The sequence below is a fragment of the Sphingomonas sp. genome (assembly GCF_041661825.1).
In the GTDB taxonomy this organism is placed as follows: domain Bacteria; phylum Pseudomonadota; class Alphaproteobacteria; order Sphingomonadales; family Sphingomonadaceae; genus Sphingomonas.
The window spans coordinates 89377-115744 of sequence record NZ_JBAZTU010000003.1; the positions used below are offsets into that span (position 1 = coordinate 89377).

Consider the following 26368-nt stretch of genomic DNA (forward strand, 5'->3'; position numbering starts at 1 on the left):
CGTCTCACCTCGCCCTCACCCTCCCACTCGGCTGCGCCGAGCGGGCCCCTCCCTCTCCCGCTGGGAGAGGGGATTGGAGATCAATAATGTCCGCACCAACCTCCATCTTCACCGCGAGCCTGGTCGTCCCGGCGATCGGCGACTCGTTCAAGAAGCTCGATCCGCGCCAGCTGATCAAGAACCCGGTGATGTTCACCACGGCCGTGGTGGCAACGCTGCTCACCGTGCTGCTGATCATCGGCGGCGAGCCGCTCAGCTTCGGCTTCCAGATCCAGCTGATCGTCTGGCTGTGGCTGACCGTGCTGTTCGGCACCTTCGCCGAGGCGCTGGCCGAGGGCAGGGGCCGCGCCCAGGCTGCCTCGCTCCGCGCGACCAAGGCCGATCTCAAGGCCAAGCGGTTGCTCGGCGTCGGCGAGACCTATGAGATCGCCTTTGCCACCCAGCTCGAAAAGGGCGATCTGGTCCTGGTCGAGACCGGCGACCTGATCCCCGCCGACGGCGAAGTCATCGAAGGCGTCGCCTCGGTCAACGAGGCCGCGATCACCGGCGAGAGCGCGCCAGTGATCCGTGAGGCAGGCGGCGACCGCTCTGCGGTGACGGCGGGCACACGCGTCATCTCGGACAAGATCAAGGTCCGCATCACGCAGGAGCCGGGGCACGGCTTTCTCGATCGCATGATTGCGCTGGTCGAAGGTGCCGAGCGGCAGAAGACGCCGAACGAGATCGCGCTGACCATCCTGCTCGTCGGCCTGACGATCATCTTCCTGATCGCCGTCGCCACCATCCCGGGCTTCGCTTCCTATGCGGGCGGCGGCGTGCCGGTGGCGATCCTGGCCGCGTTGCTGATCACGCTGATCCCCACGACCATCGCCGCCCTGCTTTCCGCAATCGGCATTGCGGGCATGGACCGGCTGGTGCGCTTCAACGTGCTGGCCAAATCGGGCCGGGCGGTCGAGGCGGCGGGTGACATCGATGTGCTGCTGCTCGACAAGACCGGCACCATCACGATCGGCGACCGCCAGGCGAGCCAGTTCGTGCCCGTGGGCGGGATCGACATCGACACGCTGGCGAGCGCTGCGTCACTGGCTAGCCTCGCCGACGAAACGCCCGAAGGCCGCTCGATCGTCGTGCTGGCCCGCGAGCGCCACGCCGTCCCGGCCCGTACCATGCCGGCCGACGCCGAGATCATCCCGTTCACCGCGCAGACCCGCGTGTCGGGCATCGTTACCGGCGGCAGCACGATCCGCAAAGGCGCGGTGGATGCGATCCTACGGGCCGATCCAGGCCTGGGTGCAAGCCCGGTCGCGGCCGAACTGCGCCGCGTGACCGAGGAGATCGCCCGGTCCGGCGCGACCCCGCTCGCCGTGTCGCGCGACGGCAAGCTGCTTGGCGCGATCGCGCTGAAGGACGTGGTCAAGGCCGGCATCCGCGAACGCTTCGGCGAACTGCGCCAGATGGGCATCCGCACGGTGATGATCACCGGCGACAACCCGCTGACCGCCGCCGCCATCGCCGCCGAGGCGGGTGTCGACGATTTCCTCGCCGAGGCGACGCCCGAGGACAAGCTCGCGTTGATCCGCAAGGAGCAGCAAGGCGGGCGGCTGGTCGCGATGTGCGGTGACGGCACCAACGACGCGCCGGCGCTGGCCCAGGCCGATGTCGGCGTGGCGATGAACACCGGCACCCAGGCAGCGCGCGAAGCGGGCAACATGGTCGATCTCGACAGCGACCCGACCAAGCTGATCGAGGTCGTCGGCCTCGGCAAGCAGTTGCTGATGACGCGCGGTGCGCTGACCACCTTCTCGGTCGCGAACGACGTGGCGAAGTATTTCGCGATCATCCCGGCGATGTTCGTCGCGCTCTATCCCGGGCTTGGCGTGCTCAACGTGATGGGGCTGGCAACGCCGCAATCGGCGATCCTGTCGGCGATCATCTTCAACGCGCTGATCATCCCGCTGCTGGTGCCGCTCGCGCTGAAGGGCGTGACCTATCGGCCGATGCCTGCGGGGCCGCTGCTGGCGCGCAACCTCGCCGTCTACGGGCTGGGCGGTCTGCTCGCGCCTTTCGTCGGGATCAAGCTGATCGACCTCGCCGTGACCGGGATGGGACTGGCGTGATTTCCGACTGCTTCCCCGGCGAAGGCCGGGGTCCAGTTGGGAGAACCCCAATGATGACCCGCGTCGCCCATTTCCATCTGTCGCCCAACTGGGCCCCGGCCTCCGCCGGGGAAGAATAAGGAGCTTATGATGCTCACCGACCTGAAATCCGCCCTTCGCCCCGCCTTCGCGCTCACCATCGGATACGCGCTGCTGCTTGGGCTCGCTTATCCCCTCGCGCTCACCGGCGTCGGCCAGGCGCTGTTCCCCGCCCAGGCGAATGGCAGCCTGATCACCGAGAACGGCAAGGTCATCGGCTCCGAGCTGATCGGCCAGGGCTTTGCCAGCGACCGCTATTTCCATGGCCGGCCCTCCGCCGCGGGCAAAGGCTATGATGCCAGCGCGTCGTCGGGCTCGAACCTAGGCCCGGCGTCCCAGGCGCTGGCCGACCGCGTCAAGGCCGATGTCGCCGCCAATCCCCCTTCACCAGGAAGCAACAGGGTCCCCCCCGATCTGGTGACGTCCTCCGCCTCGGGGCTCGACCCCCATATCAGCCCCGAGGCGGCTTTTTATCAGGTGAACCGCGTGGCGAAGGCGCGGGGGCTCACGCCCGACGCAGTGCGCGTGCTGGTCGAGGCCCAGACCGAGCATCCGCTGCTCGGTTTCCTCGGCGAGCCGCGGGTCAATGTCCTCGCGCTCAACCGGGCGCTCGACCGCGCGGCGGCGCGGCCGTAACAAGGGGCATGCCGATCCCCGCCAAGGTCCTGATCGTCGAGGACGACGCGCATATCCGCCGGCTGCTGCGCGTCGCGGCCGAGCGGGCCGGCTATAAGGCCGGGGAAGCGGCGACGGCCCGGGAAGGGCTGTCGCTGCTCGATATCGACAAGCCCGATGTCGTGCTGCTTGACCTCGGCCTGCCCGACCGTGACGGACTCGAGCTGATCCAGTTGATCAAGGCGCGCGGCGCGACCTTGATCGTCGTCTCGGCGCGCGACGATACCGCGGAGAAAGTCGCGGCGCTCGATCTCGGGGCGGATGATTACCTGACCAAGCCGTTCGATACCGAGGAGCTGCTCGCGCGTATCCGCACCGCGCTGCGCCACCGGCTTGCCGACCAGACGGCGCAGCCGGTGGTGACGATCGGCGAGGTGATCATCGATCTCGACAGCCGCCGCGTGTTGCGGGCAGGGGAAGAGGTCCATCTCTCACCCAAGGAATATGGCGTACTGGCGGAACTGGCGCGGCGGCCCGACCGGATCGTTGGGCACGCCCAACTGCTTCGCGATGTCTGGGGCCCCGCGCATGAGAGCCGGGTCGAATATCTGCGCATCGTCATCCGCAACCTGCGGCAGAAGCTCGAGCCCGACCCGGCACAGCCGACGATCATCCGCAACGAGATCGGTGTCGGCTATCGGTTGACGAGCGCGGTGTAGGCCAGTCGTGCCGTGCGTCGGACGCAATGCGCACGGCTGAAAATCAATGACATTGCGCCGCAGCCGCCCGCCGATCATGTAGCGCGCGAAGCCGAAAGCCCTTAGGTGGGCCGTTGCGTCTCCGAATCATATAGGATGCGCCAAGATCACTCATGGACGAGGACTGCTGCCGGTGCGTCGCTTTTACGGTCTCCCTCTTGTTGCCCTGTTGCTCCCCGTTCCGGCCCTCGCGCAGCAGGCCGCCCCCGACGCCGCCAATCCCGACGATATCGTCGTTCTCGGTTCCGGCCTGCCGCTCCCGCCCGGTACGCCCGCTTATGGATCGGTTGTGATCGATCGCGATCGGCTGACCAGCGATGCTTCAGGCCGGGTTGAGGATGTGCTGGCCGACGTCGCCGGGCTGCAGCAGTTCCGCCGGTCGGACAGCCGCTCGGCCAACCCTTCGGCGCAGGGCGTCACGTTGCGCGCGCTGGGTGGCAATGCGTCGAGCCGCGCGCTGGTGCTGCTGGACGGCGTGCCGCTGGCCGATCCGTTCTTTGGCTATATCCCGTTTAATGCGCTGGTCGGCGATCGCTTCTCGGGCGTGCGGATCACGCGCGGCGGCGGCGCGGGGGCGTTCGGCGCCGGTGCCGTGGCCGGGACGATCGAACTGGCCAGCGCGACGCGGGCCGACCTGCCGCTTTTCTCCGGCAGCGCCTTTTACGGCAGCTATGATTCGCAGAACGTCACGGCAAGCCTGACCCCTGATCTGGGCGGCGGGTTCGTGTCGGTATCGGGCAAATGGGAACGCAGCGATGGCTATCGCACCACCCCCGAATCGCAGCGTACGCCCGCCGATGCGCGCGCTGCGTTCGAGGATTGGTCGGGCGGCATCCGCGCGGTCGTCCCGGTCGATGCCGAGACCGAAATCCAGGCGCGCGGCCTGATCTTCCGCGACAACCGTACGCTGCGCTTCCAGGGGGCGGACAGCAGTTCGGAAGGGCAGGATGCCAGCATCCGCCTGATCCATCGCGGCGACTGGGCGATCGATGCGCTGGCGTATCTCCAGGTCCGCAACTTCACCAACAAGGTGATCAGCGCCACGAGCTTCAAGCTGACGCTGGATCAGCGCAACACGCCCTCGACCGGGATCGGCGGCAAGATCGAGCTGCGTCCTCCGGTTGGCGCCGATCATGTGCTCCGGGTCGGTGTCGACGCGCGCCTGGCGGACGGCGAGCTGTATGAGGATGCCTATGCCGCGAGCGGCGCCGTCACGGCTCGCCGCAATGCCGGTGGCAACAGCAGCACGATCGGCGCCTTCATCGAGGACGACTGGACGATCGGCAATCTCGTGCTGACCGGCGGCGTACGCGGGGATCGCTGGACGATCACCGACGGCTTCTACCGCGACCTCGCCCCAAATGGCACCTATACCCGCAACGATACCTTCCCCGATCGCGACGGTTTCGAGGGCACGGGCCGGGTCGGCGCACTGTTCCACGCAAACAGCGCCATCGCGCTCCGCGCAGCGGGCTATACCGGCTTCCGCCTGCCGACCTTGAACGAGCTGTACCGGCCTTTCACGGTCTTCCCGATCAACACCCTGGCCAACGAGAATCTGAAACCCGAGAAGCTGAAGGGCTTCGAGGGCGGGATCGACCTGACGCCGGCGCCCGGCGTCTCGCTCGGCGTCACGGCCTTTTACAACCGGCTCGACGATGCGATCGCCAATGTGACGACCGGGCTCAACACGCGAAAGCGCCAGAACGTCAACGCAATCGTTGCCAAGGGCATCGAGGTGACCGCGGGTATCCGCCACGGCGCCGTCTCGCTCGATGGTTCCTATGCGTTCAGCGACAGCCATGTGCGGGCGCCCGGTACGACCCTGGACGGCCTGATTCCGGCGCAGAGCCCGCGGCATGCGGCGAGTGCGACGCTCGCATGGGAACCGAAATCGGGACCGTCCTTCTCCACGACGGTTCGCTATGTCGGCCTGCAATATGAAGACGATCTGCAGACTGGCATCCTGCCCGCCGCAACCACCGTGGATGCGGTCGCGCGGCTGCCGATCGGCAAGCATTTCACCATCGTCGCCCGCGCGGAGAATTTGTTCGACGAGACGGTCATCACGCGCAACGCGGGCGGATCGATGGACCTCGGTACGCCGCGGACCCTGTGGATCGGGGTGAAGTTCGGCAGTTAAATCCAACAAGGAGCGACGGTTTGGACCTGTTATCGCCTGTTCCTGGCCGTTTATTTTTTCTCACCTGTTATGTTGGATACCGCTGGCTAAATTCTCCAGCTGAATCAGGTGTTTCCGGTCCGTCACCTGTTCCTGCGATAACAGGTGGCGGAACAGGTGGGAACAGGTGGCGGAACAGGCTCGGGAGCCCTTCACTATCGTCAGCCATGAGAAAGAGCCGGTCGAGGCAAGAGGTATCGCCCCAAGGCTATAATCGCATGGGTGGATCAGATTTGAATCGATGTCCCCGGAGTCTTGTTGGCGGCTCAGGCGGTCGGTGGCGCGGCCGGCAGGATCACCGTCACGCGCAGGCCGCCGATCGGCGAGCGGCTGGCCTCGATCCGGCCATGATGTGCCTCGACGATCGCCTGGGCGGTCGCAAGGCCGAGGCCCGAGGTCATCACAGACTGGCCCGGCTCGGTGGTGGTGCGGTAGAATGGCTCGAACAGTTCCTGCGCCAGCCCGATGTCCACGCCCGGTGCACTGTCGTCGATGATCAGGCGCCACGCATTGCGCTGGCCCTCCAGCCCGAGCTGGATGCGCCCGCCGCCCGGGGTGTAGCGCAGGCTGTTCTCGATCAGCGCGGTGAAGAGCTGCTCGATGCGTGCGCCGTCCCATTTCACCGGCACGGTCGCCTGGGGCATGTTGCCTGGCTCGAGCGTGACATTCTGCGCCTTTGCCCGCTTGCCGCTGGTCCAGATCGCGTTGTGGATCAGCGCACAGGGATCGACGGTCGCGAAACGGACCGGCAGGCGCCCGAGATCGGCAAGCGCGACGGCGTGCAGGTCCTCGGCCATCTCGCCCAGGCGGCGGACGCCCTCGACGACCTCGTCAAATGCTTCGGGGTCGGTCGGCGGAGAATCCTCGCGGATCGTTCCGAGCCGCTCGGCCAGCGCATGGACGGGCTTACGCAGTTCCTCGGAGACCGAGACCAGCCAGGTGCGGCGCGCGGTTTCGAGCCGGTCGAACGAGCGGGCGATGCGGCCCAGGTTGCGCATGGTGGCGCGGGTTTCCGCGGCACCGGTCTCGGTGACGTCAGCGCCATAGTCCCCCTGGGCGATGTCGCGGCTGGCGCGAAACAGGGCGAGTTGGGGCTCGGCCCAGCGGCCCGCGATGAAATAGCCGGCGACCAGCAGGATCAGGAAGATCGCGCTCATCGCGACGACGATACCGATCACCTGATCGCGGACGAACGCGAAGCTGGCGGCGTTGGCGGGCGGCGCACGCACGATCCTGGCGACCGCGACGATCCGGCCGTCGAGCTTGACCGGGCGTTCGGCCCTGACCCGCTCACCATTGACCGTCGGGCCTGCGATATGGGTGCCGGTCGGGCCGACCAGCTCGATGCGCTCGCGTAGCGGTGGCGCCGGATCGCCGGGCAGACTGTTGTCGCGGAAGCTCGACTGCACGACCTGAAGCGCGTTCGTGACCGGAACGCCCGCCTTGAGTTCAGCGCCCAGCAAGGTCGTCATCGCCGCGAGCGCCTGGCGGTCCTGCGCCTCCATATAGGCCGCGTTGCCGCGATCCAGGTTCCACACCAGGACGGCACCCGGCAGGACAGCCGCCAGCAGCGCCTGACCTGCCAGCAGCAGGAACAGTCCGGCAAACAACCGCAACGAGAATCTCCCCCCTAGGGCGGCAACGCCGCCGGTGAAGGGCTAACCTGTATCAGGCTGGGAAACAATCAAGTTCCGGGCGACAAAGGCGCGTCCCGCTAAGGGACCGTCGCGGCCACCGCGGTCAGCACCGCCTCGGCATATTCGGGGCGGCAGATCAGCAGGTCGGGGAGCAGCGGATCGGCGCAATTATAGACCAGCGGGCTGCCGTCGATGCGCGAGGCGTGGAGCCCGGCCGCCAGCGCGACCGCGACCGGCGCGCAATTGTCCCATTCATATTGGCCGCCGGCGTGGAGATAGATCTCGGCCTTGCCCTCGACCACCGCCATCGCCTTCGCGCCGGCCGAGCCCATCGGCACCAGCTCGGCGCCGAGCGTCTCGGCCACATGCTGGACGATCGCATGCGCGCGGGTGCGGCTGACGACCATGCGCGGGCGCGCGGGGAGCGGGGGCCATACGGGGCGCGGGTCGTCGGTGGCGAACACACGGTGGGCCGCAGGCAAGGCGACGGCGCCGGTCACGGGCACGCCGTCGATCGCCAGGCCGATATGGACGGCCCAATCCTCGCGCCGTTCGCCGAACTCGCGCGTGCCGTCGAGCGGATCGACGATCCAGACGCGGCTGGCGGCGCAGCGGGTGCGATCATCGACCGCCTCCTCCGACAGGACGAAGTCGTCGGGGCGGGCCGCATGGAGCAGATCGAGGATCAGGGCATTGGCTTCGGCATCGCCGCGGCGTTTGAGATCGGTATCGATACAATTGCCGGCGGCGCACAGGTTCCGCAGCAACGCTGCCGCCTGGAGCGCGACTGATCGGGCGACTTCGGCGTCCGTCACAGATCGGGGCTCCACACGCCCATGATATGTTCGACGATCCGCTCCGCTGCCGCTTCCGGGCTTTCGCGCGTGGTGTCGACCCGGACCTCGGGGCGCTCTGGCGCTTCATAGGGGCTGGAGATGCCGGTGAAATGGGCGATCTCGCCGCTGCGCGCCTTGGCGTAGAGGCCCTTCACGTCGCGCTTCTCCGCCTCGGCGAGCGGGGTGTCGACGAAGATCTCGACGAACTCGCCCGCGGGCAGCATCGATCGCACCAGTTCGCGTTCGGCGCGGAAGGGCGAGATGAAGGCCGTCAGCACGATCAGCCCGGCATCGGCCATCAGCTTGGCGACCTCGCCGATGCGGCGGACATTCTCGATCCGGTCGGCATCAGTGAAGCCGAGATCCTTGTTGAGCCCGTGCCGGATATTGTCGCCGTCGAGCAGGAAGCTGTGGCGGCCGAGCGCGTGGAGCTTCTTTTCGACCAGATTGGCGATGGTCGACTTGCCGGAGCCGGACAGGCCGGTGAACCACAACACCTTCGGGTTCTGCCCCTTTTGCGCGGCATGCGCCTCGCGGGTCACGTCGATCGCCTGCCAATGGACGTTCTGCGCACGGCGGAGCGAATAGGTCAGCATGCCGGCCGCGACCGTGGCGTTGGTCGCGCGGTCGATCAGGATGAAACCGCCGAGATCGGCGCCATCGCTGAACGCCTCGAAGACGATCGGGCGATCCGTGTAAAGCTGGGCGACACCGATGTCGTTGAGGCCCAGGGTCTTCACCGACAGCTCGGCGAGCGTGTTAATGTCGACGGCATAGTCGGGCGGCTGGACGGTCGCGCCGACCGTCTGCGTGCCGATCTTCATCCAATAGGTGCGGCCGGGGAGCAGCTGGTCCTCGGCCATCCAGACGATCGTCGCCTTGAACTGGTCGGCGACCTCGGGCGGGGACGATGCCGTGGCGATCACGTCGCCGCGCGAGCAGTCGACTTCGTCGGTCAGGGTCAGGGTGACCGACTGGCCGGCGACGGCCTGGTCGAGATCGCCGTCCATGGTGACGATCCGTGCGACCTTGCTGGTCTTGCCCGAAGGCAGGATGCGCACGGCGTCGCCGGGGCGCACCACGCCCGAGGCGATCATGCCGGCAAAGCCGCGGAAATCGAGGTCGGGGCGGTTGACCCATTGCACCGGCAGGCGGAACGCGCGGTCCTGTGCTGCATCGGTGCCGAGCGGCACGGTTTCGAGATGTTCGATCAGCGAGGGGCCGGCGTACCAGTCCATCGCATCGGAGCGCGACGCGATATTGTCGCCGGCGAGGCCCGAGAGCGGGATAGCGGTGAAGCTTTCGATGCCAATCGATTCGGCGAAGGTCCGGTAATCGTCGACGATCGCGTCGAAGGTCGCCTGGTCGTAGCCGACCAGGTCCATCTTGTTCACTGCGAGTACGATATGACGGATGCCAAGCAGCTTGACGAGATAGGAGTGACGGCGCGTCTGAGACAGCACGCCCTTGCGCGCGTCGATCAGGATCGCGGCGAGATCGGCGGTCGAGGCGCCGGTGACCATGTTGCGCGTGTATTGCTCGTGGCCTGGCGTGTCGGCGACGATGAACTTGCGTTTCTCGGTGGCGAAGAAGCGATAGGCGACGTCGATGGTGATGCCCTGCTCGCGCTCGGCGGCGAGGCCGTCGACGAGGAGAGCGAAATCGATGTTCTGACCCTGCGTGCCGACGCGCTTGCTGTCCGCCTCGAGTGCGGCGAGCTGGTCTTCGAAGATCATCTTCGAATCGTAGAGCAGGCGGCCGATCAGGGTGGACTTGCCGTCGTCGACCGAGCCGCAGGTGATGAAGCGGAGCAGCGACTTGTTCTGGTGGAGCGCGAGGTACGCGTCGATGTCGGACGCGATCAGCTCGTCGGTCTGGTAGGAAGGCGCGGAGGCCATCAGAAATATCCCTCCGCTTTCTTCTTCTCCATGCTCGCCGACTGATCATGGTCGATCGCGCGGCCCTGGCGTTCGCTCGTCGTGGTGAGCAGCATCTCCTGGATCACTTCGGACAGGGTCGCCGCTTCGCTCTCGACCGCGCCGGTCAGCGGGTAGCAGCCGAGCGTGCGGAAGCGGATCGAGCGTTCGACGGGTACTTCGCCGGGTTCGAGCCGGAATCGGTCGTCATCGACCATCAGCAGCAAGCCGTCGCGTTCGACCGTCGGGCGCGGGGCGGAGAGATAGAGCGGGACGATCTCGATGCCCTCGGCCAGGATGTATTGCCAGATATCAAGCTCGGTCCAGTTGGAGAGCGGGAAGACGCGGATGCTTTCGCCGCGGCTCTTGCGGGCGTTGTAGAGCTTCCACAGTTCGGGGCGCTGGTTCTTCGGGTCCCAGCGCTGGCGGGCCGAGCGGAAGCTGAAGATGCGCTCCTTCGCGCGGCTCTTCTCCTCGTCGCGGCGCGCGCCGCCAAAGGCTGCGTCGAAGCCGTATTTGTCGAGCGCCTGCTTCAGGCCCTCGGTCTTCCACATGTCGGTGTGGAGGCTGCCGTGATCGAACGGGTTGATGCCGCGCTCTTCGGCCTCGGGGTTGCGATAGACCAGCAGCTCCATGCCGGCCTTGGCCGCGGCGCGGTCGCGCAGCTCGTACATGTCGCGGAACTTCCAGGTCGTATCGACATGCAGCAGCGGGAAGGGCGGCGGCGCGGGGAAGAATGCCTTGCGCGCGAGGTGCAGCATCACCGCGCTATCCTTGCCCACGGAATAGAGCATGACCGGGCGTTCCGCCTCGGCCACCACTTCGCGCATGATGTGGATGCTCTCCGCCTCGAGGCGTTGGAGATGGGTGAGGGCGACGTTCATGCTCGTCCAGATAGTGTCGTAAGCGCCAAGAGCGATCAACTTATCCTGTTGAGCGCAATAGCTCGCTCACTCCGAGTGCGAGCGCTCGACCGAATCCAGGATGCGCGCGCCGGCCATGAAGACCGCGATCGGGCAGACCGCGAACAGCATCCAGCCGCCATAGCCCGGATATTGCTGCAGGTAATGCACCCCCCGCTCCACCGCGCCGAGGCCGAGGCCGTAGATGACCGCAAACGCCTCGAACTTGGTCTTGATGACGAACAGGCGAGAGAATTTCGTCCACATGCCAGTCATTAAGCAATGACCGGGCCAATGGCGGATTTCCGCGATTTTCGTCTTTACACATATGGTTACCTGTCAATTAACTCGACAGTGCCGAGGGCCTCCAGCAGCGCCGTCCGGGCGCGCTCGATCGCGCCGACCAATGCCGGATCGGCGATCGTTTCGTGCGGGATTTCCTCGGGCCAAAATTGCTCGACGATGTTCGCGATCAGGTCGAGCCGGTCATTATCGACCAGGAAGCGGGGATCGATCGTCGCGGGATCGGCCACGACGCGCAGGCGCAGACAGGCGGGGCCGCCGCCATTGGCCATGGACTGGCGGACATCGACCACTTCGAGCCGGCGGATCGGACCGTTACCGGCGATCATCTCCTGGAGCCAGCTCCAGACCGCGACATTCTCGCGCGCTTCCTCGGGCAGGATCAGCGCCATGGTGCCGTCGGGCAGGGTGACGAGCTGGGCGTTGAACAGATAGGAGGAGACGGCGTCGGCGAGGCTGACGCGCGATGCGGGCACCTCGACGATCTCGACCTCGGGCAGCATGCCGCGCAGATCGGCGTAGAAAGCTTCCTTGTCGGCAAAGGCCAGTTCGTGCGCGAACAGCACGCGTTCGTTGGCGACGGCGACGACGTCATTGTGGAAGGCGCCGGCGGCGATGGCTTGCTCCGACTGGTCGACGAACAGGGTGTAGCCGGCATCGAGCCGGTGCCGCCGCGCGACGGCCATGCTCGCTTCGCGGTGCTGACGCGCGGGGAAGGGGCCGCCCGAGACGCCATAGACGAACACCTCTACGCCGGGCTGGCCGTGCGCGGGGCAGAGGCGCATGTGATTGGCGGCACCCTCGTCGCCGAACGGGGCGGGCACCGGGCCATGCACCGCGAAGAGCGGGTCGGCGAAGGCGAGCTGCAGCTGGGCGAGCGTGCCGGGCCATTCGTGGCTGCGGTGCGGCATGGTCACGAGATTGGCGACCGAGAGATGGCAGCGGCCGTCGGCAGTGTCGGGCGACGGCGAGACGGTGGCGGCGTTGGCGGCCCACATCGCCGAGGCGGAGAGCGCCTGGGCCTGGAGGTGCGACGCGGCCTCGGCGTAATTGGTCGCGAGCCTGTCGAGCCAGGCATGGTCGGGGCGGGCCAGCGGGAGGAAGACGCCCTGAGTCAGGCCGAGCGCGAGGTTCGCGCGCATCTTGGCGATGCCCTCAAGCGCGGCACGGCGCGGGGCGGCGACCTTGCCCGCGTTGCGCGTCGCGGCGAGGTTCCCGGGGCTGAGGCCGGCATAATTGTGGCTCGGGCCGATCAGGCCGTCGAAGTTGATCTCTTTCAGCATTCAGGCCCGCCCGACATGGCTGATCTCGGCATCCTCGGCGATGGCCAGCGCGGTGGCGCAGGTGCGGTCGATCGCGACGCCCTCGCCACAGGGGCGGAGGCGGCCATAAGCGCAGCGGAAATCGGCGAGCCGGCCGGTGGCGATCAGCGCCGCTTCGCCGCCGTCATTGTCGATCGCGGCGACCGTCGTCGACTGCGCCTCGCGGATGGTGCGGACCTGATCGGTCTTCGCGGTCATGGTCGGGCCGCCGTCGAAGATGTCGATATAATTCTCGAAGGCGAACCCTTCATTCTCCAGCATGCGCATCGCGGCGCGGCCGGAGGGATGGGGCAGGCCGATCGTCGCGCGGGCATGTTCGGACAGCATCGCGATATAGATCGGGTGCTTGGGGAAGAGATCGGCGATGAACTGGTGGCCGCGCACCGCATTGAACTGGTCGGCGTCCTGGAAATTCATGCCGAAGAAGCGGCCGGCAAGGCCGTCCCAGAAGGGCGAGCCGCCGGCCTCGTCGATGATCCCGCGCAGTTCCGCGAGGATGCGGTCGGCGAAGCGTGCGCGGTGGCGCGCGATGAACAGATAGCGGCTGCGCGCGAGCAGCATGCCGAGCCCGCCGGCGCGCTCGCCCGGATGGAGGAACAGGCCGCCGACTTCGCTGCACCCTTCCAGATCGGTGGTGAGCGAGAGCTGGTCGGCGCGGAAGGTGCGGCCAAGTTCGGCACTGTGCTGAGTCAGCGTGCCGAGGCGGTAGCTGTAGAATGGGTAACGCTGCCCGACCTGGGTGAAGATCTGGCAGGTGCCGCGTACTTCGCCGGTCTCGACATTCTCCAGCACCAGCACGAACAGGTCATCGGCCAGCGTGTCGTCGGTCCGCGCGAACGCATCATGGCTGCGGGCCATCTTGATCATGAGCGCGCTGCGATCGGCGGGGAGATTGGTGAAGCCGCCGCCGGTCAGCTTGGCCATCTCGTAGAGCGGCTGCAGATCCTCGTCGCGCGCGGCACGGATGCGGAAGCTCATAGGGAACCCTTTTCGGCGATGCGCAGCACGGTGAGCGCGGAGAGAGCGGCGCGTTCGGCCAGGCTGTCGACGATGAGGAATTCGTCGGGCGAATGAATCAGGCCGCCGCGCGGGCCCATGGTGTCGACCACCGGCACCCCGCAGGCAGCGATGTTGTTGCCGTCGCACACGCCGCCGGTCGCGCGCCAGGAAATGGCGAGGCCGAGATCGGCGCCGGCGGCCTTGACCAGTTCGAACAGCTTGGCGGCGCCGGGGTCGATCGGCTTGGGCGGGCGGTTGAAGCCGCCATGGACATGGATGCGGACGTCGTGCTCGGCGGCGACCGTGGCGACCACCGAGTCGATTGCTGCCTGAGCGCGGGCGATCTCCTCCTGCGAAGCGGGGCGGAAATTGACGCGCAGGATGGCGAGTTCGGGCACGACATTGTTGGGGCCGCCGCCCTCGATTCGCGCCGGATTCACCGCGAGGCCGGGGCCGCGCACCTTGCTCAGGCGGAGCGCGATATCGGCCGCCGCGACGATCGCGTTGCGGCCCTCGTCGGGGTTGCGGCCGGCATGCGCGCTCTTGCCGTGGACGACGATCGAGAAGTTGCCGGTGCCGCCACGCGCGCCGGCGAGCGTGCCGTCGGGCAGGGCGGGCTCATAAGTGAGCGCGGCGACTTTCCCGCGCGCGGCGCGGGCGAGCAGGGCGGTGGAGGAGGCCGAACCCGTCTCCTCGTCGGAATTGATCACGACTTCATAGCCGATGCGAGCGGCGAGCGGCGACGCTTCGACTGCCTTGAGGGCGGCGAGCATGGTGGCGAGGCCGCCCTTCATGTCGGCGACGCCCGGGCCGTTGAGCGTGGTGTCGTCGAGGAAGGTCAGCGCCTGGAAGGGATGATCGACCGGATAGACCGTGTCCATATGGCCAGTGAACAGCATCTGCACCGGCGCGTCGGGGCGCACGGCCAGATGGAAATGCTTGCCATGCGCGAGGTCGGAGACGGTGCCGTCGGGTCCGACGCTGGTCACGGGGGTCGGCTCGACCAGATCGATTCGGCCGGGCAGCACGGCGAAGGCGTCGCCGAGTTTGCCGGCCATGGCGGCGATCCCGGCCATGTTGCGGGTGCCGCTGTTGATCATGGCCCAGTCCTGGACCTGGGCGAGCATCGGTGCGTCGGACAGGGTGGCGATGGCGTCTCGTTCGACGGTGGAAAGCGCGGTCATGACGCGGTGTTAGCCGGATTTGGGTGGCGCGGGAACCGGTGGGGCTTTCCCGTTACGGTGCCGTAACGGAGGGCGATAATTTTTTTCCGCTGTTCCGGGCGATTTTGTTGGAAATAATATCCATTCGTTTCAGTGGTTTGATGATCGTTTTCCCTGTTATTCGATAACAGGGGAAAATGTGACCCGTAACAGCGGTATCGGTGGCGATAACAGCGGGATGAAATGGGCATAACAGGGGCTCGATCTGGCCGCGCGGCGGTGGCGGCGTTCGTGTTTCGGCGGTGTTCGCTGACGGGACGCTGACATGGCGGCGTTGGGTTTTGAATCGCTGACGGACGAGTGATCGCTTCCCCGAAGGCCGGGGCCCAGTTGGGAAGGCCGCAGTAACCGCTCGCAACGCTAACCACACTCGTCCCCCAACTGGGCCCCGGCCTTCGCCGGGGAAGCGCAAAGGGGAGTACGGGCGGAGGTTCCGCTAGAAGCTGTACGCCAGTGACGCGCGGCTGGTCGTGTCGGTGCCGACGCGGCCCATAGGCGGCATGCTTTCATATTGCACGACATAGGAGAAGCGCGCCGCCAACGGGCCGATCAGCTTCGCGTTGAGCGCGGTCGTGCTGCTGACGGTGCTGTTGTAGTGCTGGACGTAAGCCGAGGCGTCCTGGCTGACCGAGATCGTCCGGGTCAGCTTCCAGTCGAAATCGAGCGATCCGCGTGCCGCGACGCTGCTTTCGCGGGTGCGATCGGTGAAGGACGTGTCGCGATAGGCCGGGCCGAGTTCCAGATCGAGCGTGACGCCGGGTTGCTTGATCGCGCTGTAGCCGGCGCCGAGCGACGCGGAATAGCGGTCGGTATAGCCGAGGAACCGGTCGCTCTCGAATTGCGCGGCGCCGTAGACATAGCCGCGCGGGGAGAATTTGAAATTGGGTTCGTAGCCGGCGAGATAATGTTCGCGGCTGACCACGCCCGCGCTCTTCTTGTAGTCGGCGGCGAGGTGGATCTTGTGGCGCCAGCGCAGCGTCTCGCGCGACAGGTCGATTGCGCCGCTCAGGCCGGTGTCCTGCGTGTTGCCGGTGGTGAGATAGCCGCCCAGTTCGGCGCGGCCGTGCCACAGGTCGAACACACCAGCGTTGCGCAAGGTCTCTTCGCGCTTGGCGGCCCGGTCCTTGCGCCACGAGTCGATCGCGGCGGTGATGGCGGGCGCGGCATCGGGCGCGGCGGCACGCGCATATTTGGCGACGGTCGCGACTTCGCCGTCATTGCCCGAGGCCATTGCGGCATCGAGCATCGCCTTCATGGCCGGAGGGATGGGCGCTGGATCCGTGTTGGCGAGCAACAGGGGCGCTGCGAGCAGGGCGAGGCGAAGCTGCATACAAGCCGGATAGCCCGCGGATCAGTCCGCGATCAACCCAGATGCTTGGCAAAAGCCGCCAGAACGTCCTCGTAGAGCGTCTTTTTGAACGGCACGATGATGTCCGGAAGCTCGGCCGGGTCGACCCAACGCCAGGCGCGGAATTCCTGATGCTCGGTCGCGATATCGACATCGCCGTCCTCGCCGAGGAAGCGGTAGAGGAACCAGCGCTGGCGCTGGCCGCGCCATTTGCCCTTCCAGACCTTGCCGATCAGGTCGGGCGGCAGATCGTAGAACAGCTCGTCGGGCGCGGTCGCGATCAGTTCGACCTTGTCGGGCTGGACGCCGGTTTCCTCGCCAAGCTCGCGGATTGCGGCGGTTTCGGCATCCTCGCCGTCGTCGATCCCGCCTTGCGGCATCTGCCAGGCTTCGAGCGTCGAATCGACACGCTGGCCGACGAACACCTGCCCGTTCCGGTTGAGCAGCATCACGCCGGCACAGGGGCGGTAGGGAAGGGTGGTCGGGTCGGTCATCCTGCTGCCTGCGCCATCACGCGGTCGCCTTCGGCTTCGGCGATCACCGTCTTCAGCGCCGCCAGCGCGCCTGCAACGTCGCCGACCGACGAGGGGATGGCCTTTCGCAAGGTCACGAAGCCGTGGATGTTGCCCTGCGCTTCCCGGAAGATCACCGGCACGCCCGCCACCGCGAGCGCGCCGGCATAGGCGCGGCCCTGGTCGCCGATCGGGTCGAGACTGGCGGTGATCACCACCGCCGGCGGCATGCCGGCCAGATCGCCGATCAGCGGGGAGGTGCGGATATGGCTGGCCTCGGCATCATAGGAGGCCTGGAACCATTCCATGGTGTCGCGGGTGAGGAGGAAGTCCGTGGCGAAGGTGGTGTAGGAGGGATAATCCTTCGAGGCATCGGTGGCCGGATAGATGGGGAATTGCGCGATCACCGGTACCGCGGCGGGCGCATCGCGCAGCGCTATCGCCGTGACGATCGCGAGATTGCCGCCGGCGCTGTCGCCGCAGACGACGAGGCTGGTGACCTTGCGATCGAGCTCGGCCGGGTTGCCCGCCACCCAGCGTGCCGCCGTTTCGCAATCGTCGGGGGCGGCGGGCCAGCGATTCTCGGGGGCGAGGCGGTAATCGACCGAGATCACCGGCAGATCGAGCACCCTCGTGATCTCGGCGCAGAAGCTGGCATGCGTGTCGATATCGCCGATCACGAAGCCCCCGCCATGGTAGAAGAGCATGACCGGGCCGGGCTCGCGGCTCGGCTTCGCATCGAACAGCCGCGCCGGGATGGCGCCGGCCGGGCCGGGGATCGAGAGATCGGTGATGGTCGCCAGATCGCCGACGGGCAGGTCGGCGACGTCCTTCATCGCGGCATAGACCGCGCGGGCCGCCGGCGGCTCCAGCTCGTACATTTTCGGGCCCGGTACGTTGTTGAGGTAATCGAGGAAGGCGCGCACGTCAGGTCGGACAAAGGGGCCGGTCACATCAATCTCCCACAATCCCCGACATGCGGTCGCGGGGCAGAGCTACCTAGGCACGATGGCCGCCCTCGTCCATAATCGGCGGGCTTCGGCGAAGACAAGGCTGACCCCGGGGGAACGGACGACATGGCGAAACAGAACCGGCGCAAGGCAGCCGCCCAGAGCGTCCCGCTCAACGACGATTTCCGCAGGGTCGTCGCGGAGCGGCTGCTCGACGGCGCCGACCCCGATCTTCTCGCGACTCAGCTGGCGTCGAGCGCGGGGATCGCGCTTGGCCTGGTCCAGGCCGAGATCGGGCGGGCGCTAAAAAGTCCCTATCTGCTCGGCGCGAGCAAGCTGCAGAACCGGCTCGGCAAATGGGAATGGGTGTTGCAGAATCAGGCGCGCCTTGCCGCCAACGACCCCGAGGGGCTCGAGATTCCCGTGCTCGACAAGCCGGATCCGGAAATCTTCTACCGCGATCATTACCGGGCGCACCGCCCGGCCGTGCTGCGCGGCCTGATCGATCACTGGCCGGCGCGCCAATGGACGCTCGACCATCTCACGTCCAAACTTGGAGACCGGCAGGTGCGGGTCCAGTGGGAAAGGGAGCGGGACCGCGATTATGAGGGCAATGCCGATGCGCACGGTGCGTTCCAGCCCTTTTCGGAGATCGCGCGGCGGCTTCGCTCGCCCGATCCGAGCAACGATTTCTACGTCACCGCGAACAACAGCGACGCGAATCGCGCTGCCTTCGCGCCGCTGTTGCCCGATGTCGGCGAGATGCCGGGCATCCTCACGCCGGGCGAGACCGGGCTGGGATTCATCTGGATCGGCCCGAAGGGCACGGTGACGCCGTGGCATCACGACCTGACCAACAATCTGCTGCTGCAGATTTCGGGGCGCAAGCGCGTGCGCATGGTCGCCAGCCACGACACGCCGCTGATGCGCAACCACCGCCATTGCTACAGCGCCTGGGGCAGCGACGATCTGCTTCCCGGGCCGGCGCGCGACGGCAAGCCCGCCGTGCTCGAATGCACGATCGGGCCGGGCGATGCGGTGTTCCTGCCGATCGGCTGGTGGCACCATGTCGACGGGCTCGACCAGACGATCGGCATGTCGTTCACCCGCTTCGTCTGGGACAATGATTTCTACAGCAGCTATCGCAGCAACGTACCGCTCTGATCCGGCCTGCTTAAAAGAACCATTTGCAGGCGCCTTCGATCAAACTAGGTTGGCCAGTCAACGCTCCGGGCATAGAGGGCGTCGGATAAATCCGCAGGACAAACATAAATGGCATCCGCCGTTCACGAATTGACGCCCGCCGAGGCATCGGCACATCCCCCAGCAGAATCGATCGTTGTGCGCTTCGCCGGAGACTCCGGTGACGGCATGCAGCTCACCGGTGGGCAATTCACCCTGTCGACGGCGCTTGCCGGCAACGACCTGGCGACCTTCCCCGATTTCCCCGCGGAGATCCGGGCGCCGCAAGGCACGTTGTTCGGCGTCTCCGCCTTCCAGATCAATTTCGGATCGACCGCGATCGAGACGGCGGGCGATGCGCCCGATGTGCTGGTCGCGATGAACCCGGCGGCGCTGAAGACGAATGTCGATGCGCTGAAGCCGGGCGGCCTGATCATCGCCGACGAAGGCGAGTTCGGCGAGCGCAACCTCGCCAAGGCGAAGTACGCGGTGAACCCGCTGCACGACGGCAGCCTGGCCAAGTGGCAGGTGCTGGCGTTCAACATCTCGCAGTTGACGCTCGACGCGGTGAAGCCCTTCGGCCTCGGCAACAAGGAAGCGCTGCGCTGCAAGAATATGTGGACGCTGGGGCTCGCGCTCTGGATGTTCGATCGTGACCGCCAGCCGCTGATCGACTGGCTGAAGGCCAAGTTCGCGAAGAACCCAACGCTGGTCGAGGCGAACGTCGCCGCGCTGAACGCGGGCCATGCTTACGGCGAGACGGCCGAGCTGGCCGGACCGATGAAGCAGCATCACGTCGCGGCGGCTCCGGCCGAGCCGGGCCTGTACCGCACCGTCACCGGTGCCGAGTCGATCTCGCTCGGGCTGGTCGCGGGCGTTCAGCTGGCCGGCGTGAAGATGTTCTTCGGTGGCTATCCGATCACGCCTGCCTCGGCGATCCTGCATCATCTGTCGCGGCTGAAGGAATTCGGCATCACGACCTTCCAGGCGGAGGACGAGATCGCCGCGATCGCCAGCGCGATCGGCGCTTCGTACGCTGGGCAACTGGGTGTCACCTCCTCGTCGGGCCCGGGCATTGCGCTCAAGGGCGAGGCGATGGGGCTGGCGATCATGACCGAGCTGCCGCTCGTCATCGTCAATTCGCAGCGTGGCGGCCCGTCGACGGGCCTGCCGACCAAGACCGAGCAGTCCGACCTGTATCAGGCGGTCTATGGCCGCAACGGCGACTCGCCGATGCCGGTGATCGCGGCGCGCTCGCCCGCCGATGCGTTCGATTGCGCGATCGAGGCAGTGCGCATCGCCGTTCAGTACATGACCCCGGTGATGCTGCTGACCGACGGCTATATCGCCAATGCCGCCGAGCCGTGGCTGGTGCCGGACATGGACAGCTATACGCCGTTCCCGGTGACCTATCTCGATGAGGTGCCCGAGGGCGGTTTCCTGCCTTATGCGCGTGACGAGAAGCTGGCGCGGCCCTGGGTGAAGCCGGGCACGCCCGGCCTGCTCCACCGCATCGGCGGTATCGAGAAGCAGCTCGGTACCGGCAATATCGATTATGGTGCGGCCAACCACCAGGCGATGACCGAGATTCGCCGCGACAAGGTGCTTGGTATCGATGTGCCGGACCAAAAGGTCGAGATGGGGACCGAGAGCGGCAAGCTCGCGATCGTCGGTTGGGGATCGACCTATGGCCCGATCCATCAGGCGGTGCGCCGGGCACGCGCCAGGGGGCTGGATGTCAGCCACATCCATATCCGCCATATCTGGCCGATGCCGAGAAATCTCGGTGCGTTACTAAAGAGTTATGAGAAGATCCTCGTACCCGAGATGAACACCGGCCAGCTCAAGACGGTGCTGCGCGACCAATATCTGGTCGACGCCAAGCCGCTCAACAAGATTTCCGGTCAGCCCTTCATGATCGCCGAGATCGAAGCGGCGATCGAAGAGGCGCTCGGTGGTGGGCAGACGCACAGCGAAGTGCCGGCGGACACCCACCAATTGCCAACCTCGCTGGGCGATGAGGATCTCGACACGGCCGCGATCCACATCGGTGCCAACCGCAATCCGGAACCACGCTCATGAACGACATGACCCCCATCGCGAAGACCCTGCCCAAGGATTGGGAGACCGACCAGGAAGTGCGCTGGTGCCCGGGCTGCGGCGATTACGCGATCCTGAAGGCAGTGCAGCGCACCATGCCGGAGATCGGCGCGCGGCCGGAGAATACCGTATTCGTCAGCGGCATCGGCTGCTCGTCGCGCTTCCCTTATTACATGGAAACGTACGGCTTCCACACCATCCATGGCCGCGCGCCGGCAGTGGCGACGGGCGTGAAGCTGGCCAATCCCGATCTCGACGTGTGGATCATCACCGGCGACGGCGACGCGCTGTCGATCGGCGGCAACCACACGATGCATCTGATCCGCCGCAACCTCGATTGCCAGGTGCTGCTGTTCAACAACGAGATCTACGGCCTGACCAAGGGGCAGTACTCGCCGACCAGCCATGTCGGCACGCGCAGCCCTTCGACTCCGTTCGGCTCGCTCGACCGGCCGCTGACCCCGTGCGCGTTCGTGCTCGGCAGCGGCGCGCGCTTCGTGGCGCGGGCGATCGACGTGAACAAGAACCTGCCCGCAGTGCTCAAGGCAGCTTATGCGCACAAGGGCACCGGGTTCGTCGAAATCTTCCAGAACTGCATCGTCTATAATGACGATGTGTTCGCGCCCTTTACCGAGAAGGCCAATGCTTCGGCCAACCAGCTCTGGGTCGAGCATGGCAAGCCGCTGCTGTTCGAGGGTGGCACCAAGGGCCTGGCGCTCGATACCGAGCGGCTGGTGCTGAAGGTGGTCGATGTCGTCGACGGCGACTGGGCCACGGCGCATGTCATCGTGCACGACCAGACCAACCGAGCGGTCGCGCACATGCTGGTCGAGATGCCGTTCGGGGCGTTCCCGATGGCGCTGGGCGTGCTCTATGACGATCCCGCGCCGACCTTCGAGAGCGCGGTCGTCGCGCAGAACGCACAGGCCAGCACGGGCAAGACGCCCAATTTGCAGAAGCTCCTCTCGCAGGGCCAGACCTGGCAGGTCGAGAAGCAGCCGCACACGATGTAAGGCGGGCGGAGGCCGGCAATGACGTTCGTCGTCACGGATGCCTGCATCCGGTGCAAGTTCATGGACTGCGTTCAGGTCTGTCCCGTGGAGGCGTTCCGCGAGGGCGAGAATATGCTCGTGATCGATCCGAACGAGTGCATCGACTGCAATCTCTGCCTGCCGGAATGCCCGGCCGATGCGATCCTGCCCGATATCGAAAGCGGTGCGACGGCCTGGATCGAGCTGAACAAGACCTATGCGAGTCAGTGGCCGGTGGTGTCGCGCAAGCTCAACCAGACGCCGGATGACGCGGAGGCGTTCAACGGCTTGGCGGGCAAGTTCGAAGCGTATTTCTCGGCCGAACCTGGCAAGGGCGACTGATCGTCGGCGTCAGGCGGGCTCGTCGGACAGCAGGACCAGCGATTTACGCGCGAGGCCGGAGACGGCGTCGCTGATGTCCTGCGCGGGCAGGTCGGGCAGCGCCTCGATCAACCCGGCAAGCGTCGCGGCGTCGCGCTCGAGCAGATCGGCAAGGACTGCGCGTTCGGCCGGGGTCAGCGTGGTTGTTGCCGGGCCGTAGCGTAACTGAGTCGTGCCCTCGGGAAGCGGCAGGCGGCGGCGCAGCATCGGGCGGATCACCACATTTGGGTCGAGCGGATCGGACAGGCCGAGGTTGAGCACCTTCAGCGACTCGCGCTGGCGATCCGCATTGGCGAGGAAACGGCTGAGGTCGATATCGTCCACCGCGCGGTGCAGCGCCGCGCGCAGGTCTTCCTGCCGTGTCGCCAGAGCCTCGGGGCCAGCCAGGATTGAGATGTCGCGGCGGAAAAGCGCGTCCTCCAGGCAGCGCCGGCCGATCCAGCGTACGACATCGTCGCCGCGCGGAAACGCGAGCCCGATCGTCAGATGGAGCGAATAGCCGTCCTCGATCTGCGCGCGGTGGAACTCGCCCCGCGGGATGTAGAGAATGTCGCCCGGTTCGAGCACTTCGCTCCACAGTGGCTCCTCGGCATCGCCGATCTTGGTGACCGCCGGGGCGCCCTTCATCGGATAGGCGTCGCGCTGGCCGTAGCAGAACCAGCGTTTTCGGCCATGGACCTGCAGCACCAGCACGTCGTGATCGTCCCAATGCGCGCCGAACGCGCTGTCCTGGCGGAAGCTGACATAGGCGTTCACGCCGGCGCGGGCGCGGAGATGGCGCTCGACCATGGCGGCGAGGGCACCGATGCCCGGCACCAGTCGGTGGATGTCGTTGATGACCAGGCTGAGGCCCATATCGGCCATGGCTTGCAGCGAATCGGGGGCGAGTTCCTGATGGTCGAACCGGCCGGCGCGTGCGGTCAGCATGCCGAGCGGCATGTCGTGCCCGTTGCGGATCGCGCGGACCTGGCCGCCCTGAAGCCGGTCGAACGTGATGAGGGCGTTGAAGGCGGGCCAGGGGAGCAGCCGGGCGAAATCGGCCTGTCGAGTCGTGTGCAGGTGAAGCCGCTGTTCGGCGACCATCGCACCCGTGAGCGTGGCAAGCGGGTTCGGCGCAACCAGGCTGCGCAGGTCGGTTATCATGTGCTGGGGCCACTCCCGCTGCTGTGGTCCGTGACTAGACCAGTATCGGCCGTATTGGGAAGCGCTTCGCCCGAGGCGCTTGCGGGTATGACGGGCGCCGGGCATGCCGGAGGCATGTACTGCTTTCCACCCCGGCGCCGCCGTTGACCGCGCCGACGCTTCTTTGGTTTCGCCGCGATCTGCGGCTGACCGATCAGGCCGCGCTGATCGCCGCGGTCGGTGCGGGGCCGGTGATTCCGGCCTATGTGCTCGACGACGAGACGCCGAAGCACCGGCGCATGGGCGCGGCGTCGCGCTGGTGGCTGCATCATAGCCTGGAAGCGCTCGACCGGCATTTGCGCGACAAGGGATCGCGGCTGATCCTTCGGCGGGGCGATGCGGCGGTTGAGTTGGCCAAGCTGGCCGAGGAAACCGGGGCAGGGCGGGTGCATTGCCTGCTTCATTATGAACCATGGTGGCGCAATGCCGAGCGCGCGGCGGCGAAGACGCTCGACCTGGTGTGCCATGACGGCAATTATCTCGCGCCGCCGGGCTCGATCACGACCGGGGCGGGGCAGCCCTACAAGATTTATACGCCGTTCTGGCGCGCGTTGCGCGAGCATATGCCGCCGCCTGTCCCCGCGCGGGTTCCGCGCAGTATTCCCGCCCCGGGGGCATGGCCGGCGAGCGATCGGCTGGAGGATTGGCATTTGTTGCCGGGAAAACCCGACTGGGCCGGCGGCTTCCGGCAAGAATGGGCCCCGGGCGAGGAGGGCGCGACGGAGCGGCTCGAGGATTTCGTGCCCAGGGCGGCCGCCTATGATGTGGATCGCAACCTGCCGTCGGATGAGGGCAGTTCGCGCCTGTCGCCGCATCTGCATTTCGGCGAGATTTCGCCGGCGACCGTCTGGCACCATGTCGAGAAGGCGCGGGGCGATACGACGACTTTCCTGAAGGAGGTCGCCTGGCGGGACTATGCGCAGAATGTGATCCTGCAATTCCCGGACTATGGATCGAAGAACGGGCGCGAGGCGCTCGACCGTCTCGCCTGGCGCACCGGCAGCGAAGCGCGCGCCGATTTCCGCGCCTGGCAGCAGGGCCGCACCGGCTATCCGATCGTCGATGCCGGGATGCGCCAACTCTGGGCGAGCGGCTGGATGCACAATCGCGTGCGGATGATCGCGGCCAGTTTCCTGATCAAGCATCTGCTTATCGACTGGCGCGAGGGCGAGGCGTGGTTCTGGGATACGCTGGTCGACGCCGATTACGGCAACAACAGCGTCAACTGGCAATGGACCGCGGGGACGGGCGTGGATTCGAACATGTTCGTGCGGATCATGGCGCCGCTGACTCAATCGGCGAAGTTCGACGCGGCCGACTATATTCGGGAATGGGTGCCGGAGCTGGCGCATCTCTCGGATGGGGCGATTCACGATCCGGATGCGGCGGGGTGCCGACCTGACGCTTATCCGGCGAAGATCATCGGGCATCGCGAAGCGCGGGAGCGTGCTTTGGCCGCCGCCGCGAAGGCTCGGTGACGAATCGCTTTTCCCGCCCTCGCTCCGGGTGCATGAGCCGCCTGATGAACGTTTCAGCGCCGAACAGGGGCCGTCGCTTCGGGACGCGCGCGAGACCGGCGACGGGTCGGGTCGACCGGCTTCTCGCTCCTTTTGCGGGCCTGTTTCACCGTCTGCTCGACCGGATCGACCTCGGCCTGGAGGCGGGCGCGATCGAAGCCTCGCTGCCCGACGGGACCGATCGTGTGCTCGGCGGGCGGGCCGAGGGGCCGGTCGCGATCGTCGAGATCACGAGCTGGCGCGCGCTGATCCGGCTGGCGATGGGCGGCTCGGCCGGCTGGTATGTCGCCTGGTCGCTGGGCGAATGGCGCAGCCCCGATCCCGTGCCGCTGTTCGATCTGTTCATGCGCAACCGCGGTCCGCTGGGTGAGGCGGGCCGCTCGCGCGGGCCGATGCGCGCGGTGCGGCGGCTGTGGCACCTGCTCCGCCGCAATCACCGCAGCGGGGCGCGGCGGAACATCGAGTTCCATTACGATCTGGGCAACGACTTCTACAGCCTGTGGCTCGACCCGGGCATGACCTATTCGAGCGCGCTGTTCGAGGAACCGATCTCGGCGGCGCAATCGCTCGAAGACGCGCAGGCGACGAAGCTTCGCGCCGCCCTCGATCGCACCGCGACCAAGCCCGGCGACACCATCCTGGAGATCGGGTGCGGCTGGGGCTCTTTCGCCGAGATTGCGGCGGGGGCAGGGGTGAAGGTGCATGGCATCACCCTGTCCGCCGAGCAGAAGCGCGCGGTCGAGGCGCGCATGGCGGCGGCGGGGCTGGACGGCGTCACCGTGTCGCTGACCGACTATCGCGACGTCACGGGGCAGTATGACGCGGTCGCCAGCATAGAGATGGTCGAAGCGGTCGGCGAGGAGTTCTGGCCGGCCTATTTGCAGGCGATCGCGCGAGCGCTGAAGCCGGGCGGGCGCGCCGCGATCCAGTATATCGCGATCGATGACGCGATCTTCCACGCCTATGCGAACAATGTCGATTTCATCCAGCGCTTCGTCTTCCCGGGCGGTATGCTGCTGTCGGAAAGCCGTTTTCGCGCCATTGCCGAGGCGAATGGCCTGGGCTGGCACGACCAGCGCGATTTCGGCCTTCATTATGCCGAGACCTTGAAGCGCTGGCGCGCGGCGTTCGACGTCGCGGTAGCCGCAGGAAGGCTGCCGGCCGAATTCGATCGTCATTTCGTCGATCTGTGGCGATATTATCTGATGTATTGCGAGGGCGGGTTCAGAGGCGGCGGGATACATGTCGCCCAGGTCACGCTGATCAAGGGGGGATGA

The 26368-nt window shown here is 66.7% G+C and carries 22 protein-coding genes; 10 read left to right on the top strand and 12 right to left on the bottom strand.

Going from position 1 to position 26368, the window contains the following annotated elements; genetic code table 11:
• Nucleotides 1-86 precede the first annotated feature (86 nt).
• From kdpB to WC729_RS13305, 4 genes are all read left to right on the top strand, one after another.
• Nucleotides 87-2117: a potassium-transporting ATPase subunit KdpB gene (gene kdpB, locus WC729_RS13290; protein ID WP_372853481.1), complete on the top strand. Its 2031-nt coding sequence runs from the start codon at nt 87-89 to the stop codon at nt 2115-2117.
• A gap of 129 nt (nt 2118-2246) precedes the next feature.
• Entirely contained in the window at nt 2247-2831 is a 585-nt protein-coding gene (kdpC, locus tag WC729_RS13295) for a potassium-transporting ATPase subunit KdpC (protein WP_372853483.1), read from the top strand.
• 8 nt (nt 2832-2839) lie between these two features.
• Nucleotides 2840-3529 (top strand): response regulator, encoded by a 690-nt coding sequence (locus tag WC729_RS13300; protein WP_372853485.1) that lies wholly within the window; start codon nt 2840-2842, stop codon nt 3527-3529.
• 208 nt (nt 3530-3737) lie between these two features.
• On the top strand, nt 3738-5711 hold the full coding sequence (locus WC729_RS13305; RefSeq protein ID WP_372853487.1) for a TonB-dependent receptor plug domain-containing protein: 1974 nt from the start codon (nt 3738-3740) through the stop codon (nt 5709-5711).
• 305 nt (nt 5712-6016) lie between these two features.
• Here the strand turns inward: WC729_RS13305 and WC729_RS13310 are convergent, their stop codons facing one another.
• The 11 genes from WC729_RS13310 to WC729_RS13360 all read right to left on the bottom strand — a co-directional run bounded on the left by WC729_RS13310 (nt 6017) and on the right by WC729_RS13360 (nt 17701).
• Nucleotides 6017-7366, bottom strand: a complete 1350-nt coding sequence (locus WC729_RS13310) for an ATP-binding protein (protein ID WP_372853489.1) — start codon at nt 7364-7366, stop codon at nt 6017-6019.
• A gap of 98 nt (nt 7367-7464) precedes the next feature.
• The gene (locus WC729_RS13315) at nt 7465-8202 is read right to left on the bottom strand and encodes a 3'(2'),5'-bisphosphate nucleotidase CysQ (RefSeq protein ID WP_372853491.1); all 738 of its coding nucleotides are present in this window, start codon (nt 8200-8202) and stop codon (nt 7465-7467) included.
• The gene (gene cysN / locus WC729_RS13320; RefSeq protein WP_372853493.1) at nt 8199-10121 is read right to left on the bottom strand and encodes a sulfate adenylyltransferase subunit CysN; all 1923 of its coding nucleotides are present in this window, start codon (nt 10119-10121) and stop codon (nt 8199-8201) included. The genes WC729_RS13315 and cysN overlap by 4 nt, the downstream gene beginning before the upstream one ends.
• A complete protein-coding gene (cysD, locus tag WC729_RS13325; RefSeq protein ID WP_372853495.1) occupies nt 10121-11023 on the bottom strand; it encodes a sulfate adenylyltransferase subunit CysD in 903 nt (300 codons plus the stop codon). The genes cysN and cysD overlap by 1 nt, the downstream gene beginning before the upstream one ends.
• 66 nt (nt 11024-11089) lie before the next feature.
• Complete coding sequence (locus WC729_RS13330) at nt 11090-11308, bottom strand: hypothetical protein (RefSeq protein ID WP_372855454.1); 219 nt, start codon at nt 11306-11308, stop codon at nt 11090-11092.
• 65 nt (nt 11309-11373) lie between these two features.
• Complete coding sequence (locus WC729_RS13335) at nt 11374-12627, bottom strand: N-succinylarginine dihydrolase (protein ID WP_372853497.1); 1254 nt, start codon at nt 12625-12627, stop codon at nt 11374-11376.
• Nucleotides 12628-13644 carry an arginine N-succinyltransferase gene (locus WC729_RS13340; protein ID WP_372853499.1) on the bottom strand — a complete coding sequence of 339 codons (1017 nt, stop codon included), beginning with the start codon at nt 13642-13644 and terminating at the stop codon, nt 12628-12630.
• A complete protein-coding gene (locus WC729_RS13345) occupies nt 13641-14849 on the bottom strand; it encodes a hydrolase (protein WP_372853501.1) in 1209 nt (402 codons plus the stop codon). Before WC729_RS13345 ends, WC729_RS13340 begins: the two co-directional genes overlap by 4 nt.
• Before the next feature lie 475 nt (nt 14850-15324).
• A complete protein-coding gene (locus WC729_RS13350; RefSeq protein ID WP_372853503.1) occupies nt 15325-16218 on the bottom strand; it encodes a YdiY family protein in 894 nt (297 codons plus the stop codon).
• A 32-nt stretch (nt 16219-16250) separates the two neighbouring features.
• Nucleotides 16251-16730, bottom strand: a complete 480-nt coding sequence (locus WC729_RS13355) for an RNA pyrophosphohydrolase (protein WP_372853505.1) — start codon at nt 16728-16730, stop codon at nt 16251-16253.
• Nucleotides 16727-17701, bottom strand: coding sequence for an alpha/beta hydrolase (locus WC729_RS13360; protein ID WP_372853507.1), 975 nt, complete (start codon nt 17699-17701; stop codon nt 16727-16729). Before WC729_RS13360 ends, WC729_RS13355 begins: the two co-directional genes overlap by 4 nt.
• A 123-nt stretch (nt 17702-17824) precedes the next feature.
• Here WC729_RS13360 and WC729_RS13365 point away from each other — a divergent pair, with 123 nt between their 5' ends.
• From WC729_RS13365 to fdxA, 4 genes are all read left to right on the top strand, one after another.
• A complete protein-coding gene (locus WC729_RS13365) occupies nt 17825-18862 on the top strand; it encodes a cupin-like domain-containing protein (RefSeq protein WP_372853509.1) in 1038 nt (345 codons plus the stop codon).
• Between the two features lie 108 nt (nt 18863-18970).
• A complete protein-coding gene (locus tag WC729_RS13370) occupies nt 18971-20962 on the top strand; it encodes a 2-oxoacid:acceptor oxidoreductase subunit alpha (RefSeq protein WP_372853511.1) in 1992 nt (663 codons plus the stop codon).
• Nucleotides 20959-21993 carry a 2-oxoacid:ferredoxin oxidoreductase subunit beta gene (locus WC729_RS13375; protein ID WP_372853513.1) on the top strand — a complete coding sequence of 345 codons (1035 nt, stop codon included), beginning with the start codon at nt 20959-20961 and terminating at the stop codon, nt 21991-21993. Before WC729_RS13370 ends, WC729_RS13375 begins: the two co-directional genes overlap by 4 nt.
• A gap of 18 nt (nt 21994-22011) precedes the next feature.
• On the top strand, nt 22012-22353 hold the full coding sequence (gene fdxA / locus WC729_RS13380; protein ID WP_372853515.1) for a ferredoxin FdxA: 342 nt from the start codon (nt 22012-22014) through the stop codon (nt 22351-22353).
• A gap of 9 nt (nt 22354-22362) precedes the next feature.
• On the opposite strand, the gene WC729_RS13385 is transcribed toward fdxA, so the two are convergent.
• Nucleotides 22363-23535, bottom strand: a complete 1173-nt coding sequence (locus tag WC729_RS13385) for a cupin domain-containing protein (RefSeq protein WP_372853517.1) — start codon at nt 23533-23535, stop codon at nt 22363-22365.
• A gap of 143 nt (nt 23536-23678) precedes the next feature.
• Here WC729_RS13385 and WC729_RS13390 point away from each other — a divergent pair, with 143 nt between their 5' ends.
• Together WC729_RS13390 and WC729_RS13395 are read left to right on the top strand one after the other, a co-directional pair.
• Complete coding sequence (locus tag WC729_RS13390) at nt 23679-25052, top strand: deoxyribodipyrimidine photo-lyase (protein ID WP_372853519.1); 1374 nt, start codon at nt 23679-23681, stop codon at nt 25050-25052.
• A 44-nt stretch (nt 25053-25096) separates the two neighbouring features.
• Complete coding sequence (locus tag WC729_RS13395; protein ID WP_372853521.1) at nt 25097-26368, top strand: class I SAM-dependent methyltransferase; 1272 nt, start codon at nt 25097-25099, stop codon at nt 26366-26368.